At 63.6% G+C, this 16532-nt stretch carries 11 protein-coding genes, 2 pseudogenes and 1 riboswitch; of the genes and pseudogenes, 9 read left to right on the top strand and 4 right to left on the bottom strand.

What is annotated here, in order from left to right; all coding sequences use genetic code 11:
- Positions 1–2: 2 nt before the first annotated feature.
- Positions 3–448: pseudogene (locus NX05_RS25250) on the bottom strand (VOC family protein).
- 377 nt (positions 449–825) lie between these two features.
- On the opposite strand from NX05_RS25250, the gene NX05_RS13220 reads away from it, so the two are divergent.
- The 6 genes from NX05_RS13220 (at position 826) to NX05_RS13195 (ending at position 6793) form a co-directional block, all read left to right on the top strand.
- Positions 826–1761: a Gfo/Idh/MocA family protein gene (locus NX05_RS13220; RefSeq protein WP_039436683.1), complete on the top strand. Its 936-nt coding sequence runs from the start codon at positions 826–828 to the stop codon at positions 1759–1761.
- A gap of 619 nt (positions 1762–2380) precedes the next feature.
- On the top strand, positions 2381–2926 hold the full coding sequence (locus NX05_RS13215; protein ID WP_010367587.1) for a DUF2058 domain-containing protein: 546 nt from the start codon (positions 2381–2383) through the stop codon (positions 2924–2926).
- A 227-nt stretch (positions 2927–3153) separates the two neighbouring features.
- Positions 3154–3711, top strand: a complete 558-nt coding sequence (locus NX05_RS13210) for a DUF3228 family protein (protein WP_039436685.1) — start codon at positions 3154–3156, stop codon at positions 3709–3711.
- 152 nt (positions 3712–3863) lie between these two features.
- The gene (locus NX05_RS13205) at positions 3864–4550 is read left to right on the top strand and encodes a sulfotransferase family protein (RefSeq protein WP_039436688.1); all 687 of its coding nucleotides are present in this window, start codon (positions 3864–3866) and stop codon (positions 4548–4550) included.
- 496 nt (positions 4551–5046) lie between these two features.
- Positions 5047–5979 (top strand): sulfotransferase domain-containing protein, encoded by a 933-nt coding sequence (locus tag NX05_RS13200; RefSeq protein WP_172645763.1) that lies wholly within the window; start codon positions 5047–5049, stop codon positions 5977–5979.
- Positions 5980–6010: 31 nt separating this feature from the next.
- Positions 6011–6793: a class I SAM-dependent methyltransferase gene (locus NX05_RS13195; protein WP_039436692.1), complete on the top strand. Its 783-nt coding sequence runs from the start codon at positions 6011–6013 to the stop codon at positions 6791–6793.
- Between the two features lie 237 nt (positions 6794–7030).
- Here NX05_RS13195 and ahcY read toward each other — a convergent pair whose 3' ends face one another.
- Positions 7031–8473 carry an adenosylhomocysteinase gene (ahcY, locus tag NX05_RS13190; protein ID WP_010367570.1) on the bottom strand — a complete coding sequence of 481 codons (1443 nt, stop codon included), beginning with the start codon at positions 8471–8473 and terminating at the stop codon, positions 7031–7033.
- A gap of 31 nt (positions 8474–8504) precedes the next feature.
- A riboswitch (S-adenosyl-L-homocysteine riboswitch) is annotated at positions 8505–8618 on the bottom strand.
- Positions 8619–8742: 124 nt separating this feature from the next.
- Between ahcY and NX05_RS13185 the strand changes: the two genes are divergently transcribed.
- The 3 genes from NX05_RS13185 (at position 8743) to NX05_RS13175 (ending at position 15028) form a co-directional block, all read left to right on the top strand.
- On the top strand, positions 8743–11277 hold the full coding sequence (locus NX05_RS13185) for a S9 family peptidase (RefSeq protein ID WP_052252035.1): 2535 nt from the start codon (positions 8743–8745) through the stop codon (positions 11275–11277).
- A gap of 341 nt (positions 11278–11618) precedes the next feature.
- Positions 11619–14333 (top strand): phosphoenolpyruvate carboxylase, encoded by a 2715-nt coding sequence (gene ppc, locus NX05_RS13180; RefSeq protein ID WP_039436694.1) that lies wholly within the window; start codon positions 11619–11621, stop codon positions 14331–14333.
- Positions 14334–14470: 137 nt separating this feature from the next.
- On the top strand, positions 14471–15028 hold the full coding sequence (locus tag NX05_RS13175) for a TetR/AcrR family transcriptional regulator (protein WP_017112764.1): 558 nt from the start codon (positions 14471–14473) through the stop codon (positions 15026–15028).
- 384 nt (positions 15029–15412) lie between these two features.
- Here the strand turns inward: NX05_RS13175 and NX05_RS13170 are convergent, their stop codons facing one another.
- Positions 15413–16063: a DUF4917 family protein gene (locus tag NX05_RS13170; RefSeq protein WP_230597682.1), complete on the bottom strand. Its 651-nt coding sequence runs from the start codon at positions 16061–16063 to the stop codon at positions 15413–15415.
- A gap of 221 nt (positions 16064–16284) precedes the next feature.
- A pseudogene (locus NX05_RS25370) lies at positions 16285–16527 on the bottom strand (hypothetical protein); the annotation flags it as partial.
- Between the last annotated feature and the right edge of the window lie 5 nt (positions 16528–16532).

Raw genomic sequence — 16532 nt, 5'->3', positions numbered from 1 at the left:
GCTTAGAGCACCGACATGCCAACGTCGCGTAGCGGCGGTGCCGGTTGCCGCGTTGGCGTACGGTCGACCACCGCTTCGATGGGGTGCCCGTCCGGGTCGATGACGAACGCGGCGTAATAGTCATCGCCATAGTCCGGTCGCACGCCGGGTGTGCCATTGCAGTGGCCGCCGTGCTGTAGCGCGGCGCGATGGAAGCCGTCCACGGCCGACGCACCGGTGGCGGCAAACGCAAGATGGAAGTCGGCCCCGGCGCACACTGCATGGCGTGGCGTTGCTTCAACGCCAGGCAATCCTCGCCGCCTGGCCGGCCATAGCCGACAGCTTGGTCGTGCGTGCATGGCTCCAGATCGGACCACACCCGCACATAGCCAAGCGCGCCCAGCGTTGCGTCGTAGAACGCGGCGGATATCTCGATCGTACGAACGCCCAGCGAAACGTGATGCAACATCGGTGCAGCCTTCAATGGCGACGGCACCTTGGCGTGCCGGCAGCGATGCTCATCTGCATGCGCGCTGGCGTCAATCGCGCACTGCACAGCGGGCCTGTGACGTTGTGGTCGAGGTTGGCCAGTTGCTGATTCCGCAACGCGGAGCGCAACCTTTGTACGCCGCCTTCGTTGTGCAAGTGAGCCGTCCCCGTGCGCGGTGGCCAGCGCGCAGGTATAGCAAAACAAGCAGGAGCGATGTCTCGCAGTGGCTGCACCCTGACCGTACACTGCGCCATCGCGAGCACGACCAGCATCGAACCGCCTAGCGGTGACCATGCAGTGTGCGTGAGCAGGCGTTCGCACCCGTTATTACCACCTCTATCAGCACGCAGGTTTCGATGAAGCATCCAGACGCATTGCGCATTGCCCTTGTCGGGATCGGCAAGATCGCCCGCGATCAGCACGTGCCCACCATCGCGGCCCTGGACGATGTGCAGCTGGTGGCCACCGTGAGCCGGCATGGCACGGTCGATGGTGTGCCGGCCTATCGCACACTGGAAGACGCCTTCGCCGCGCAGCCGCAGATCGAGGCGGTGGCCTTGTGTACGCCACCGGTGGGCCGACATGCGCTGGCACAAGCCGCGTTGGTGGCTGGCCGCCATGTGTTTCTGGAAAAACCGCCGGCCGCCACGCTCGCCGAAATTCATGACCTGCAAGCCGTGGCGCAGCGTGCGCAACGCAGCCTGTTCACCAGTTGGCATTCGCGCTGCGCTGCCGGTGTGGAGCCTGCCCGTGCATGGTTGGCCGACAAGCAACTCGTGCGCGCGCGCATCAGCTGGAAGGAAGACATTCGCCACTGGCATCCGGGCCAGGACTGGATTCTTGAACCCGGCGGCATGGGCGTGTTCGACCCTGGCATCAATGCGCTCTCCATTGCGACCCATCTGCTGCCGCGCAGCTTCGCGCTGCGCGAGGCAGAGTTGCACACCCCCGACAACCGGCAGGCGCCGTTGTATGCCCGTCTTGCGTTTGTCGATACCGCAGGCGTACCGGTGACGGCCGAATTCGACTTTCTGCAGACCGGTCACCAACGCTGGGATATTGAAGTGGAAACCACCGCGGGCATGCTCGTGCTCAGCGAAGGCGGTGCCAAACTGAGCATCGATGGGAAGCCGCAGGCGCTGCCTACCGCTAGCGAATACGACGGCTTGTACCGGCGCTTCGTGCAGTTGGTGCGCGCCGGTCAATCAGAAGTAGATGTCGCACCGTTCGTGCATGTGGCCGATGCCTTCTTGCTGGGTGCGCGCAAGGTCACCGCACCGTTCGCCTGGTAAGGCCGTGCGCCTGCTTGGCTAACGTTGACTGCTGCCCGCAGCATGCCGGAAGTTCTGCAGCGCGCAGCTTGCGCCGGCTATATCGATCCAGGCTCAGCGATAGGCGAAGCTCATGGCTGACAGGCAGTGTGCGCAGCATGGCCAGTGGTATCTGGATACATTCGCTGATGACGCAGGCACATTGTTTCGCGTTGCTTGCCGCTAGCTTTCCGCCGACCCCGCGCACGTCACCGTTCCACGCCTCGCAGCCCTTGTTCGGCAATGCCAAGGTGACGACCCCGCGGCTTACACGCTTCACCCGTATCACGCCGCCAGCATTCCGTCGTAAACGGCGGGCACGGTCTGCAGATGGCCTTGCGCAGCTTGGGCAAGCCATGCGTCATTGTGCTTTGTGACCTGCGGAGACACTGTAGACGCCGAATGGCATCACAGCTGCCATCAGGCCCAGCCGCACCAGCCCGCCGATGCGGCGATAAACCGGAGTGGGCAGCCTGCCGCGGCTGGCAGCTACACGGCCGCGGCTAGGACCACGGGCGATGCCAACGGGTCGGTCAGGCTACGACGATAGCTTAGTGCCTGCCGCGTTAAACTAGCCGCCAGTCCACTGCCTAACTTCCCAATGCGCAATCCTTTGCAAGAACAGCTGCTCAAGGCCGGCCTGGTGAAAAAAGCCCAGGTGGACAAGGTTGCACGCGAACAAGTCAAGCAGCGTCATGCCAAGGGCGCGGCGGTGCCGCCGGCGGCGACGGACAAGGTTGATGCGGCGCGCCTGCAGGCTGAGCGTGCCGAGCGCGATCGTGCGCTGGCCGAGGAGCGCAACGTGCAGGTGCGCCGGCAGGAAGTGCTTGCGCAGGTGCGGCAGATCGTGGAGACCAACAAGGTCAAGCGCGAAGGCGAGATCGACTACCGCTTCAACGACGGCAGCGTGATCCGCAGCGTGCTGGTCAACACGACGCTGCGCAACCAGTTGGCCAGCGGTGCGTTGGTGATCGTGCGGTACGGTGATGGTTTTGAGCTGATTCCGCGCGCGGCCGCCGACAAGATTTACAGCCGCGATGCCGATGCCGTGGTGCTGGATCACGGACGCAACAGCGCGCCGGCTGCGGCCGATAGCGATGATGACTACTACAGCCAGTTCAAGGTGCCGGACGATTTGATTTGGTAGCGCTGACGAGCTACTGCAGATACGGATTTGCCCGCATCGTGTTCGCGTCCTCACTACCTGCTGCGTATCTGCGCGTTATCGACGGGTGTTCCGCAACTGCCGAAAATCGATTGCGAACACCTGCTCGCGCCGGCTTAGTCGCCGCGCATTGGCCGCGTTGTCGCGCAACGTAGTCGCAGCCCAGCCCGCGCGCTACTCTGACGCTCTTAGTCGCCGCATATCCGCTTATGTCGATCGTCTTGACCCAGTTCGCCCGCTCCCGCTTGTTTCCGCGCGATGGGCGTCGCAATGCCATTCAGGACTGCGCGCCCGAGCAGTTCATCCAGCGGCTCAACGACGAGGCGCCGCTACGCGTGATCGAAGGCTATGCGCCGTTTTGCCAATTGCATGTGCACCGCAACTGGACTTCGACCCGCTGCCTCACCATTCCCGTCACCGATGACAACCGGCACCTGCTGCGTTCCGGCTACGAGGCGCGCAGCACGCAGGAATTGGCCGTGCTGGTGCGTTGGTTCGAAGGTGTCGAACCACCGGTGGCTGCCTATCTGCTGCCCATCCTCTACAGCCGCGAGCAGTTGGCCAAGGAAGGCACGCCCATCGAGGCAGAGTGGGGTGTGGTCGGTTGTCTCTACACCGCAGAGCCGGACGAGATTCCGATGGCACCGATCACCATGTTGCGCAATGCCCTGGGCGTGGAAGAGGGCGGCTCTGGCACGCCGCTGGACCGCGATGCCTATCGGCGTAGCGTCGCGTTCTGGGAGCGCAATGCCAATTGGCGTGGGTGAGCGTTTGGCTCCGGTCCGCGTTCTTGTCCGTCAATTAAATTGCGCGTGGTGCATGTAGTTGCCACATCCATCCTGACTGCCAGTGCCGGGACGCGTACGCCATGGGTGCGTGCTAGGTTGCCGCCCTGCGTGTAATGGATCGGAGAATCGCCATGTCGTTAGAAGTGCTTGGTGCTGGCCTAGGCAGAACCGGGACGCTGTCGCTGAAGTTCGCGCTGGAACATTTGGGATTTGGACCGTGTTATCACGCCACGGAGGTCGCCGCTAACATGCGTACGGCACTGCCGCTGTGGAATGCCGCCGAGCGCGGTGTCGCAGACTGGTCGGCCATCTTCGCCGGCTACCGTTCGAGCACCGACCATCCTGGTTGCTATTACTGGCGGCAATTGATTGAGGTATATCCGCAGGCCAAGGTCGTCCTGACGGTGCGCGATCCCGACAGCTGGTTCGAGTCGGTGACCCAGACCATCCTGATGCCGGGCAGAAAGAGCACCTTCGTCGGCCCCGAGGGCGAAACATTCAGCACGTTTCTGAAACAGCAGATGGGTGGGCGCAGTCAGGACCGTGCCTTCATGGTCGACTACTTCAACCGCTGGAATCAGGCGGTGATCGATACCGTGCCAGCCGATCGGTTGTTGGTGTTCTCGTCTCGGCAAGGCTGGGCGCCACTGTGCAGCTTCCTCGGCGTACCGGTGCCGCATAAGCCTTACCCACACTTGCACGCACGGCCGCGGCTGCGTTGGTTTACGCGCGGCCTGCGTCTGCCGGATGACGTTGCCGCACGCGAGCGGCATGTGCGCGAATATCTGGAGTACCTGCGCGAAAATCTGTTCGGATAAGGGCACATTGCGTGTCTTGTTTCTGCGACACATGCCCGGTAATTTTACTTTAAAGATAAAGTACCAATCGTAATGTTGATTGGCCATATGACTATTGCTAGCCTGAAGTAAGGCGAATGTCAGAGTTCGTCATTTCTGAAACTTCCAGACAAAGGTGCGCGTGATGAAATTTGCCAAAACCATGCTGCCACTCGTGTTTTCGAAGATTCTAAAAATGGTTGGTCCGCGCAAGGTGGCCTATATCTACACGCAGTAACTGCAATGCCAGGGCGGGCTTGGCCGGATGGCCCGCACGCACGCGCATCGTCGGCGACGGCGATGCGCGCTGCCGCAGGTCAACGGTGGCCTGCAAGTGCAGTGTGCGGATGTGCAGCAGCTCGTTACGGGGTATTGCCTGGCCTTGGAGCCGGGCGCGCATGCGTAGCATGCGGCTGCGAGGTGTTGGCGTGTGCACATCTGATGAGCCCGACGCGATGACAACCGACAGGACGCCGATGTGGGCATGCCCTCCAAGCAGCGCGAATATTCCAATCGCTTTTTCGACTCGACAGTCTGGAACGACTTCGCCTTTCGCGACGACGATGTCGTCATCGCCAGCTATGCCAAGGCAGGGACGACCTGGGTGCAGCAGATCGTCGCGCAACTGATCTTCGGCGGCGCCGAGGAGATCGACGTCTCGCGGCTGTCGCCCTGGTTCGACTCGGTGTATCCGGACAAGGCCACCAAGCAGCGACTGCTCGCCGAGCAACGCCATCGCCGCTTCGTGAAAACCCATCTGCCCGCCGATGCGCTGGTGCTGTCCGAACGCGCCCGCTATCTCTACGTCGGCCGCGATGCGCGCGACATCGTCTGGAGCCTGTATGACCACCAGCGGGCAGTCAGCGCCGATGCGCAGGCGCGTCTGGATGCGGAGCCCTCCGGCAACGGTAAATTGAAGGTCATGCCGCCGCCCACGTGCTCGGTCGAGGCCTATTTCCAGACCTGGATGCGCGCCGATGGGGCGCCGCTGTGGCCGTTCTGGGAGGGCGTGCGTTCCTGGTGGGCGCTGCGCGATTGCGACAACGTGCTGCTGGTGCATTACGCCGCGTTGCTTCATGACCTGCGTGCGCAAGTGCGGCGCATTGCCGCATTCCTTGATATCCCGCTGGATGACCAGTGCTGCGAGCGCGTGCTGGCGCACTGCAGTCTGGACTACATGCGCGCGCATGCGGCGCGCTACGTTCCACAGGGTGCCGGTTTCTGGCGCGACGGCGGCCGAGCCTTCTTCAATCAAGGTCTCAATGGGCGGTGGCGGGACCGACTGGCACCGGCCGACGATTCGGCCTATCGGCAGCGTGTTGTCACCGAGCTTGGCGCCGAGTGCGCGCATTGGCTCGCCACCGGCGACGTTGCGTCGTCGGCGCACGCGACGACCGGGATGGTTGCTTAGGGTGGCCAGCGGGTCTTTCGCGGAGAGCAGCATGGATGGATCGTCAGCGCATGCCTACGATCAGGTGTCACGATACTACGATCGCCTGAGGGACCACTGGGCCGCTGCCAGTGCAGCGCAGGGTGCGCGGGCATTGGCGGCACTGGTCGGCAGTGGCACGGCGCTGGAGTTGGGGATCGGCACCGGCCGCATTGCGCTGCCGCTGGCGGCTGGCGGCGCGGCAGTCTGCGGCATAGACAACTCGCCTGGCATGTTGGACATGCTTCGTGCCAAGCCCGGTGCCGAGCGACTGAGGCTGGTCTGCGCCGATTTTGTCGATGTCCCGGTCGCCGGGCCGTTCGACCTGATCTATTCGGTGTATTCGCTCGGCTATCTGTTGACGCAGGACGAGCAGTTGCGTTGCCTGCGCGCGGTGCGCGAGCGCCTGGCAACCTCCGGCGTGTTCGTCCTGCAGACGATGGTGCCCCAGGCGGAGACGTTGCTGGCGGACGGCAAGGTGAGGTCGTTGGAGGCGCCGGCCCTAGACGAGGGCGACGTGCCGGTGATGCTGATGTGCTCCAGCGCTGATCCTGCCCGGCAACTGATCCAGCAGCGCATCGTGATGATCGGGGCGTCGGCGACCCGCGTCTTCAACGATCGCTATCGCTATCTTTGGCCTTCCGAGCTGGATCTGATGGCACGGATCGCCGGCTTGCGCTTGCGGGCCAGATGGGGCGATTGGAGCGGGCATCCCTATACCGCGCGCAGCCGTAGCCAGATTTCCGTGTATGAGCCTGCCGCGATGGATGCAGACGCGGCGAGCGCACGCCGCTGACGGTGCCATCGGCCAAGATGGGCCGGCGCGGCTGCAGCAAGTGTCACCGTGTCGTGACCTTGGCCGCTGGGCGGTCTGCCACTTTCGATCGACCACAGCGCAAGCGACGACGCACAGCGCGATGCGTGGGCAGATTCAGATTCGACGTCTCACCCATAGATGCCTTGATGCACAACGGGCGCCGTGCGGCGCCCGTTGATTCACACTGTCGAGGATGGGCGACGGTGCGCCCACGTTTCAGTAGCGGTAATGATCCGGCTTGTACGGGCCAGCCACGTCCACGCCGAGGTAGTCGGCCTGGTCCTTGGTCAGGGTGGTCAGCTTCACGCCGATCTTTTCCAGGTGCAGACGCGCAACTTCTTCATCCAGGTGCTTGGGCAGGATGTAGACCTTCTTCTCGTAGGTGTCGCGCTTTTCCCACAGGTCGATCTGGGCCAGGGTCTGGTTGGCGAACGAGTTGGACATCACGAAGCTCGGGTGGCCAGTGGCGCAGCCCAGGTTCACCAGGCGGCCGTCGGCGAGCAGGAAGATCGCGTTGCCGTTCGGGAACACGTACTTGTCCACCTGCGGTTTGATGTTGATCTTCTCCACGCCCTTCAGCGCGTTCAACGCATCAACCTGGATCTCGTTGTCGAAGTGGCCGATGTTGCACACGATGGCCTGGTCCTTCATCGCCTGCAGGTGTTCGACGGTGATGATGTCCTTGTTGCCGGTGGTGGTGACATAGATGTCGCCACGGCCCAGGGTGGATTCGATGGTGTTGACCTCGAAGCCCTCCATCGATGCCTGCAGCGCGCAGATCGGGTCGATTTCAGTGACGATCACGCGGGCGCCATAAGCGCGCAGCGAGGCGGCACTGCCCTTGCCCACGTCGCCGTAACCGCAGACCACGGCGACCTTGCCGGCCAGCATCACGTCCATTGCGCGCTTGAGGCCATCGGCCAGCGATTCGCGGCAGCCGTAGAGGTTGTCGAACTTGCTCTTGGTGACCGAGTCGTTGACGTTGATGGCCGGGATCAGCAGCTTGCCGGCTTCGGCAATCTGGTACAGGCGGTGCACGCCGGTGGTGGTCTCTTCGGAGACGCCCTTCCAATCCTTGACCACACGCGCCCAGTAGCCCGGGCGCTCGACGGCCACGCGCTTGAGCAGGGCCTTGATGACGCTCTCTTCGTGCGAGGAAGCCGGCTCGTCGACCCAGGTGCTGCCGTTTTCGAGCTCATAGCCCTTGTGGATCAGCAGGGTGACGTCGCCGCCGTCGTCCACCACCAACTCCGGACCGGTGAGGGTGCCGTCGGGCAGGGTGAAGGTCAGCGCGTCCAGGGTGCAGTCCCAGTACTCTTCCAGCGTTTCGCCCTTCCAGGCGAACACGGGGGTGCCGGTCGCGGCGATCGCAGCGGCTGCGTGGTCCTGGGTGGAGAAGATGTTGCACGAGGCCCAGCGCACGTTGGCGCCGATGTCCTTGAGCGTTTCGATCAGCACCGCGGTCTGGATGGTCATGTGCAGCGAGCCGGTGATGCGCACATCCTTCAGTGGCTTGGTCTGCGCATGCTTGCGGCGGATCGACATCAGGCCCGGCATTTCGTGCTCGGCGATGTCCAGCTCCTTGCGGCCCCAATCGGCCAGGGAGATGTCGGCAATCTTGTAATCGGCGTGCGGGGTAATCTTTGTCACAGCGTTCATGCAATGGCTCCGGTAGGCAAACGAATGTCTGCAATTCCGGGCGCCGTTGAACGATAACTGCTGGTCGAGCCTGGCCGTATTTACCTGCACCTGTGGTGCAGTGAGCGATCAGTCCGCCCTACCGGTCGCAGCGCCCCTCGACAACAGCGTTGATTATATCGGCAGCACCCCCCCTCGGCATGAATTGCAGCCCACCCCCTACCAACGGCAGGGGAGCGGCCGACGGGCGGCTGCTATGGTCCGGGGTCGATTATCATCGGGGACAGACAATGCAGAGGAACCGGCATGCGCAAGGCTGGCGGCAGCACACATGGGTGTTGACAGGGGCTTTGGCGTTGAGTGTACCGGTGGTGGCGGTCGCTAGCCCGGCACCTGCCAGCCCGGCAGCCGTGCAACCCGGCACTGTGGCAGGCGGCGGGTATCAGCTGCCGTCCACGGCGCTGCAGGCGGTGGTGGACGCCCCGCGCGCGCCGCTGTTGCAGCTGTCGCCCAAGCGCGACCTGGCCGCGATGCTGCAAATGCCGGCTCTGCCGGACATTGCCGAGGTGGCCCAGCCGGAGCTGAAGCTGGCCGGCATGCGCATCCATCCAAAGACGTTTGCCGCCAGCCGGTTTTCGTTCGCCAGCAAGCTGTGGCTGTTGTCGGTGGCCGACGGCAGCGAGCGGCAGATTGCCGGCTTGCCGTCGCCGCTGTCGCTGGCCGACCTGAACTGGTCGCCGGACCAGCGCTATCTGGCGTTTCGCCGCGAAGATGCTGCCAGCGGCGCCAACGAACTGTGGCTGGTGGACGTTGCGGCCGGGCAGGCGCGGCGGCTGGTGGCCGGCTTGAACACCAGCGTCGACGACGACTTGCGTTGGTTGCCCGATGGCAGTGGCTTGCTGCTGCAGCAACAGGTTGCAGGGCAGGGCGCGCCGCCGACCCGCGATGCGACACCGGCCGGCCCCGCGATCCAGCAGACCAGCGCGGCCGCCGGGGTGCGCTCGCTGCCGACCTACCAGGACCTGCTGCGCAACGAAGCCGACGCGCGCGTGTTCGAGTACTACGCCACCGGCCAGCCGATCATCGTCACGCTGAGCGGGCAGGTGCTCCCGATCGCCGCGCCGGGCATCTATCTCAATCTGTCGGTGTCGCCGGATGGCCGTTACATTCTGAGTGAACGCAGCGAGCGGCCGTTCTCGTACCTGGTGCCGGTGACTAATTTTCCGCGGCGCATCGAGGTGCTGGACCTGCAGGGCAAGCTGGTGCGTCAGATCGCGCAACTGCCGCTGGTCGAAGGCCTGCCGACCGGTAACGACGCTGTGCCGACCGGCGTGCGCGACATCAGCTGGCGGCACGATGCACCGGCCACGCTGGTGTGGGCCGAAGCGCTGGACGGCGGCGACCCGGCACGCGAGAGCAAGCTCCGCGATGCGGTGCGGATGCAGGCAGCGCCATTCACGCGCGCGCCGGTCACGCTGGCGCAGCTGGAGAGTCGGTTCGAGCGCATCCAGTGGGGCCGCGGCGATCTGGCGATCTTGAGCGAAAGCTGGTGGAAGACCCGCCGCACCAAGCAATGGCGCATTGCACCGGATCAACCGCAACGCGCGCCCGAATTGCTGTGGGACCGCTCCTCGCAGGACCGCTACAGAGACCCGGGCACGCCGGCGACGGTAGCCGATGGCAAGGGCCGCCCGCTGCTGCAGACCGGCAGCGATGGCAACAGCCTGTTCCTGCTCGGCAAGGGCGCTTCGCCGGAAGGCGACCGCCCGTTCGTGGACCGATTCGATCTGCGCAGCAAGCAGGCCACCCGCCTGTTCCATTCGCAGGCGCCGAGCTATTCCGCACCGTTGGCGTTACTGGATGCGCAGGCCACGCAGCTGTTGCTCAGCCGCGAATCGCCGGAGGAGCCGGCTAACTATGTCGTGCAGACCTTGGGCGATGCAGCGCCCGCACCACGGGCATTGACCCACTTCGCACACCCGCTACCGCAGTTGCGCGGCGTGCAGAAGGAGCAGATCCGCTATAAGCGCGCCGATGGTGTGGACCTTACGGCCACGCTGCTGCTGCCGCCCGGTTATGACCCCAAGCGCGATGGCCCACGGCCGCTGCTGATGTGGGCTTACCCGGGCGAATTCAAAAGCGCCGATACCGCCAGCCAGGTGACCGACTCGCCGTACCGGTTCAACGCGATCAGTTACTGGGGGCCGCAGGCGTTTCTGGCGATCGGCTACGTGGTGCTCAACAACCCGACCATGCCGATCGTGGGCGAAGGCGATGCCGAACCCAACGACACCTATGTGCCGCAGTTGATCGCCGATGCGCAGGCCGCGGTGGATGAAGTGGTGCGGCGTGGCGTCACCGACCGCGAGCACATCGCCATCGGTGGGCATTCCTACGGCGCCTTCATGACCGCCAACCTGCTCGCGCACACACGCCTTTTCAAGGCCGGTATCGCGCGCAGCGGCGCCTACAACCGCACGCTTACCCCGTTCGGCTTCCAGGCAGAGGAACGCAATTACTGGCAGGCGCAACCGGTGTATCAGGCGATGTCGCCGTTTAATTACGCCGACAAGATCAAGGACCCGCTGCTGCTGATCCACGGCCAGGACGACAACAACACCGGCACCTTCCCGATCCAGAGCGAGCGCATGTTCGCTGCGATCAACGGCCTGGGCGGCACTGCGCGTCTGGTACTGCTGCCCAATGAATCGCATGCGTACCGCGCGCGGCAGTCGATCATGCAGATGCTGGCCGAAAGCGAGCAGTGGTTGAAGACCAATGTTGGCGATCCGGTGAAGGATGCAGGCGCTTCACGCACACGTTGATCGATGGTTGCTTGCACCGGTAGGAGCACGCCTGCGCGCGCTGCGGCTTTATCGATAACGCTTCTTCGCGCCCGGGTGCGCTGCTGCAGCGGATGTGGCTGGGGCGCTGCCGGCAACATCTGCTGAGCCGTCCAGATGATTGCTGCGTTCACCCGTAGGAGCGGGCTTGCCCGCCAAAGCATTACCGGGAAAGCCACGTCGCGCGCCTCCTACGAGAGCCATCGGATACGGGGCACTGGCACACGATGGTTGGTGGTGAAACCATCGCCGTCGTCGCGATCATCTAATCCTTTTGGGTTAGTCTTCGACGACTTTGCGCTTGAAAAGGGTGTGCGTTTCCGATGAACGAGTACCGCAGCAGTCTTGTGTTCGCTACCCCCGATCTTCCCTTGCGCGACGATGTGCGGCGGCTCGGTGCACTGGTGGGTGATCTGCTCGCCGAGCAGGTGTCTGCGGAATTCCTCGATGAAATCGAACGCGTGCGCACCACCGCCATTTCGCGGCGCGAAAGCGACGCCCCGCCATCCACGTTGAGCGAACAACTCACCGGGCGCGAGCCGCGTGACGCCGAAGCGCTGGTGCGCGCCTTCAGTACCTATTTTCAGGTGGTCAATATCGCCGAGCGCGTGCATCGCATCCGCCGCCGCCGCGAGTACCAGCGCAGCGGTACCGACACGCCGCAGCCGGATGGCCTGCACGACGCATTGCGCCGGCTCAAGGCGCAGGGTGTGACCCTGGACGAACTCAGCCAGTGGTTGCCGCGTATCGATGTGGAGCCGGTGTTCACCGCGCATCCCACCGAGGCAGTGCGCCGCGCGTTGCTGGAAAAAGAACAGCTGATGGTCGCCAGCCTGGTCGACAACCTGGACGGCATGCGCACGCCCAACGAACGCGCCAGCGACGCCGCGCGCTTCCGCATGGCCTTGACCGCCTCGTGGCAGACCGCCGATTCCTCGCCGGTGCGCCCCACCGTGGACGACGAGCGCGAGCATGTGGGCTTCTATCTTACCCAGGTGCTCTACCGCGTCATTCCGGTGATGTACGAAACGCTCGAACACGCCATCGAAGAAACCTACGGCAGCGTGCCAGTGTTGCCGCGCCTGCTGCGTTTCGGCACCTGGGTGGGGGGCGACATGGACGGCAATCCCAATGTGGATGCCAACACCATTGCCGGCACCCTGGATGCACAGCGGCGCGCGGTGCTGGACCGCTATCAGAAAGAACTCTGGCAGCTGGCCAGCCTGCTCAGCCAATCGACCACGCTGGTGCAGGTGAGCCCTGCGCTCACCGCGCAGCTGGAACGCTACCGCGCGCTGCTCCCCGAGGCCGCCGCACGTTCGCGCCCGCGCCATGGCGACATGCCGTACCGCCTGCTCAACGACCTGATGCGCGCACGCCTGCAGGCCACCCTGGACGATGCCGACGGCGCCTACGCGGCGCCATCGGAGCTCGAACACGACTTGCAGTTGATCCTGGACAGCCTGCAAGCCAACAAGGGCCTGCATGCCGGTTGGTTCGCGGTGCGGCGTCTGCTGTGGCGCGTGCGCAGTTTCGGTTTCCATCTGGCGCGATTGGACGTGCGCCAGGAATCGAGCGTGCATGCGCGCGCCGTGGCCGATGCCTTGGGCCAGACCGACTGGGACGTGCAGGACGCCACCCAGCGCGCCGCCGTGCTCGGCCCCTATGCCGCCGGAAAAGAGCCCTTGCCGCATGTGCAGGATGAAGGCAATGCGCGGCTGGATGCGGTGTTCGCCGCGCTCGCCGATGCACGCACGCGCCACGGTGCCGATGCATTGGGCAGTTACATCATCTCGATGGCGCACAACCGCGCCGACGTGCTCACCGTGCTCGCACTGGCCCGTCGCGGCGGGCTGGTCGACGACGCTGGCGCCGTGCCGCTGGATATCGTGCCGCTGTTCGAAACCGTGGACGATCTGCGTGGCGGTACCGGCACCGTGCAGGACCTGCTCGCCGACCCGGTGTATCGCCAGCATCTGGCCGCGCGCAGCGATACGCAGATGGTGATGTTGGGGTATTCGGATAGCGGCAAGGACGGCGGCATCGCCGCTTCGCGCTGGGGCCTGCAACGCGCGCAGGTCGAGTTGCTGGAAGCGGCCGCCGAGTTGGGCGTGCGGCTGACCTTCTTCCACGGCCGCGGCGGTTCAATCGCACGCGGTGGCGGCAAGACCAGCCGCGCGCTGGATGCCGCACCGCGCGGCAGCGTCGATGGCCGCTTGCGGGTTACCGAGCAAGGTGAGGTGATCCACCGCAAATACGGCATTCGTGCATTGGCGTTGCGCTCGCTGGAGCAGATGACCGGCGCGGTGTTGCTTTCGAGCCTGCGCCCGCGTGCGCCCGAGCCGCGCGAGGAGCGCTGGCGCCCGGCGATGGATCTGGTGGCCGAACGCAGCACCGTCGCCTATCGCGCGTTCGTCGGCGCGCCTGATTTCATGCAGTACTTCCGCCTGGCCACGCCGATCGATGTGATCGAGCGCATGACGCTGGGCTCGCGCCCGTCGCGGCGGCTAGGCCAGGATGCGGCGCTGTCAAACCTGCGTGCGATTCCGTGGGTGTTTGCATGGAGTCAGGCGCGTGCGGTGATTCCGGGCTGGTACGGCGTCGGCAGCGGTCTGCAGGCGGCAGTGGATGCCGGGCATGAAGACACCTTGCGCGAAATGGCGCAGGACTGGCCGTTCTTCCGCACCTTCCTGGACGACATCGCCATGGTGTTGTCCAAGGGCGATCTGAACATCGCCGAGTTGTTCTCGCGGTTGTCGGGCGACTTGCACACACGGTTTTTCCCGCTGATCCGCGACGAACTGGCCTTGACCAAGGGCTGGGTCAAGGCGCTGCTGCAGCAGCAATCGCTGTTGCAGCACGACCCGCGGCTGGCGTTGTCGATTCGCCTGCGCAACCCCTACATCGACCCGATCAGCGTGCTGCAGGTGGACCTGCTGCAGCGCTGGCGCGCCACCGATGGCGAAGACGAGGAACTGCTGCGCGCGCTGGTGGCCTGCGTCAACGGCGTCTCGCAAGGCGTGCAGAACACCGGCTGATCGCATGGCCGGCTGCAAGGCCGGGCAGGGAGCATATCCACGACAAGCCAACGGCGATCAGGCCGTTGGTCGGAAAGGGCACGCAAGCGGCAAGCGGACTCTGGCGTAACCGGACAAATCTGTCCGATAATGCCGGCATGATGACTTCCCGCCCCGATGCCGCGCTGCGCCGCCGGCAGATTCTCGATGCCGCCGACGAAGTGTTCAGCGAACACGGCGTCAATGCCCCGCTGGAATTGGTGGTGGAGCGCGCCGGTCTTGGCCGCGCCACCCTGTACCGCAATTTCCCCGACCGGCTCGCGCTGATGACGGCGTTGATGGCGCGTGGCCTAGATGGGCTGGAGCGTATGGCCGCCGACTTGGCCGACCGCCCGGATGGCTTGGCGGTGCTGCTGCACGATGTGGCCGAGCACATCGCCCAGTCCGCGCCGATGGTGGACTTCTGGCGCTCGATCGAACGCGCGCACCCGGCAGTGCACGCCGCGGACCGGCGCGTGGTCAGCATCTTTCTGCCGTTCGTGCATCGCGCCCGCGACGCCGGGTTGTGCCGGGCCGATGTCGATGACGAGCAGTTGTTGCTGGTGATCGACATGCTGGGCAGCTGCCTGCGCGGTAGCGACGAAGCCGAACGCAAGCGGCTTGCGCATCGCTCGGCCGATCTGTTGATGCATGCGCTGGGCATGCAGGTGTCTTGAGACCGCACGTGATGACACGCGCCACACGTGTCCGCATGGGTGTTGAGCGTTTTGCTAACGCCACTACCAGTCGGTGAATTTCAAGATGTTATTGAGCCTCACCAAATGAACTTCGTGTCCAAGTAGTGTTCCAGAAATCCTGACGACTTTCCTTTTGTCCTGCTCCGTCCCACTCGACCACACGGATTTTTGATGGGCCTCGCGCACTTAAAATTGAGTCGAGATGTCTATCGCTTCCCGAGTAACCAACAAGCACGGCTGATTCGGATTCTTCCAGTGCTTTCAAAATGCTCCCAATAACAGGTAAGCAACCGCGACGCGGCAATCACCGTCTCCTTGTGCTTCACATGGGTCAGTACGATATGGGAGTCGGTAATGTCTTGATCAGTGCCGAGCTCTGCCTGCCGAAGTTTTAATTACTTTCTTATCTCTATCGCCGTCATCTCGATCAACAAATAGCGGCGATCCGTGCAGGTGCATGTAATAGCCGAAGTCGCGCCCGTATTTCCTCTCAAGGTTGTCTTCTGCGAATCCATTTCTCAAAAATCCGTCCACAAGTGCTCCGTTATAGCCATCGATAACTTCTTCTTTAATCATGGGTTGATAAAGGAGATTGTCGTAGTTCAACGTGGCGACGTGAGATTTTGTTTTCTTGGAGTAAGCGACAAGAGACGTGATGAAATCCATGGGCAGCCCAGAATCCCGCCGATGGAAATGGAGTGACGTTTGGTAGAGGAATTTTCTGACCGCCTCAGGAAAGCGCTTCCCGTCGTCGCTTAACCAATGAAGCTCGCCACTCCCGGTTCGAGAAAGAAAATCGCAGGCCGATACGACGAGTTGCAGGTCGTCCAAGTCGTCTTCGCCATGAGGACGGTCTCCTTCATCGCTCAAGCAGTAGCGGACCAGGTCCTTTGTGGGCTCATCAAGAGCCACGCTATCTTCCCACGTGCGCCCGATGGCGTTGTCCAGCGAGAAGAACGTTGGGTCCAATGCCATCCCCAACCCGTTTACAAAAACCAACGTCGCTCTGGCCACCCATTCCTCCGCTGTAAGAGTGCAACACTTGCGTCGACAATGCCTCGCTGCACTGGAACATATGACTTGACAGGCAGTAACTGAGAAGTTGACCCATGGAAGGTCTGATGTCTTTGCTGGATGGCGGCTCCCTCGGGGGAGACAGCTGCCGGCAGCATGACGGTCGATGTCGCTTACGACATGTTGTCTTGCACGCAGGCACGCCGACTGGCTAAGCGGCCGCACGCGCAGGACAGCACAAAATTAGCATTAATACGTCCGTGAATGTGCCGACTTGCGCATGCGATGCGTGCATTTTTCATGTTCGCAGGCACGGTCACCAAACTGAAATACCGCATCACCACCATGCGCGGCGCCTGCTTGCAGGTGTGATGCAGCAGCGCCGCTGCTGGCTGCCTCGCTCCCCACATTCGCGGTGGCGTAGCTGTGGCTTCGGTACATGGCGCGCTGCTGCATTCATCGGATTACC

The organism is Xanthomonas vasicola, assembly GCF_000772705.2.
In the GTDB taxonomy this organism is placed as follows: domain Bacteria; phylum Pseudomonadota; class Gammaproteobacteria; order Xanthomonadales; family Xanthomonadaceae; genus Xanthomonas; species Xanthomonas vasicola.
The sequence above is the reverse complement of the archived record's forward strand: the minus strand, read 5'-3'. Positions and strand labels throughout refer to the sequence as shown.

Coding starts and splice junctions, on each gene's coding strand:
- NX05_RS13205 (WP_039436688.1), top strand. CDS start 3,864: ATGTCGTTAGAAGTGCTTGGTGCTGGCCTAGGCAGAACCGGGACGCTG.
- NX05_RS13215 (WP_010367587.1), top strand. CDS start 2,381: ATGCGCAATCCTTTGCAAGAACAGCTGCTCAAGGCCGGCCTGGTGAAA.
- NX05_RS13210 (WP_039436685.1), top strand. CDS start 3,154: ATGTCGATCGTCTTGACCCAGTTCGCCCGCTCCCGCTTGTTTCCGCGC.
- NX05_RS13185 (WP_052252035.1), top strand. CDS start 8,743: ATGCAGAGGAACCGGCATGCGCAAGGCTGGCGGCAGCACACATGGGTG.
- ahcY (WP_010367570.1), bottom strand. CDS start 8,473: ATGAACGCTGTGACAAAGATTACCCCGCACGCCGATTACAAGATTGCC.
- NX05_RS13220 (WP_039436683.1), top strand. CDS start 826: ATGAAGCATCCAGACGCATTGCGCATTGCCCTTGTCGGGATCGGCAAG.
- NX05_RS13195 (WP_039436692.1), top strand. CDS start 6,011: ATGGATGGATCGTCAGCGCATGCCTACGATCAGGTGTCACGATACTAC.
- ppc (WP_039436694.1), top strand. CDS start 11,619: ATGAACGAGTACCGCAGCAGTCTTGTGTTCGCTACCCCCGATCTTCCC.
- NX05_RS13175 (WP_017112764.1), top strand. CDS start 14,471: ATGATGACTTCCCGCCCCGATGCCGCGCTGCGCCGCCGGCAGATTCTC.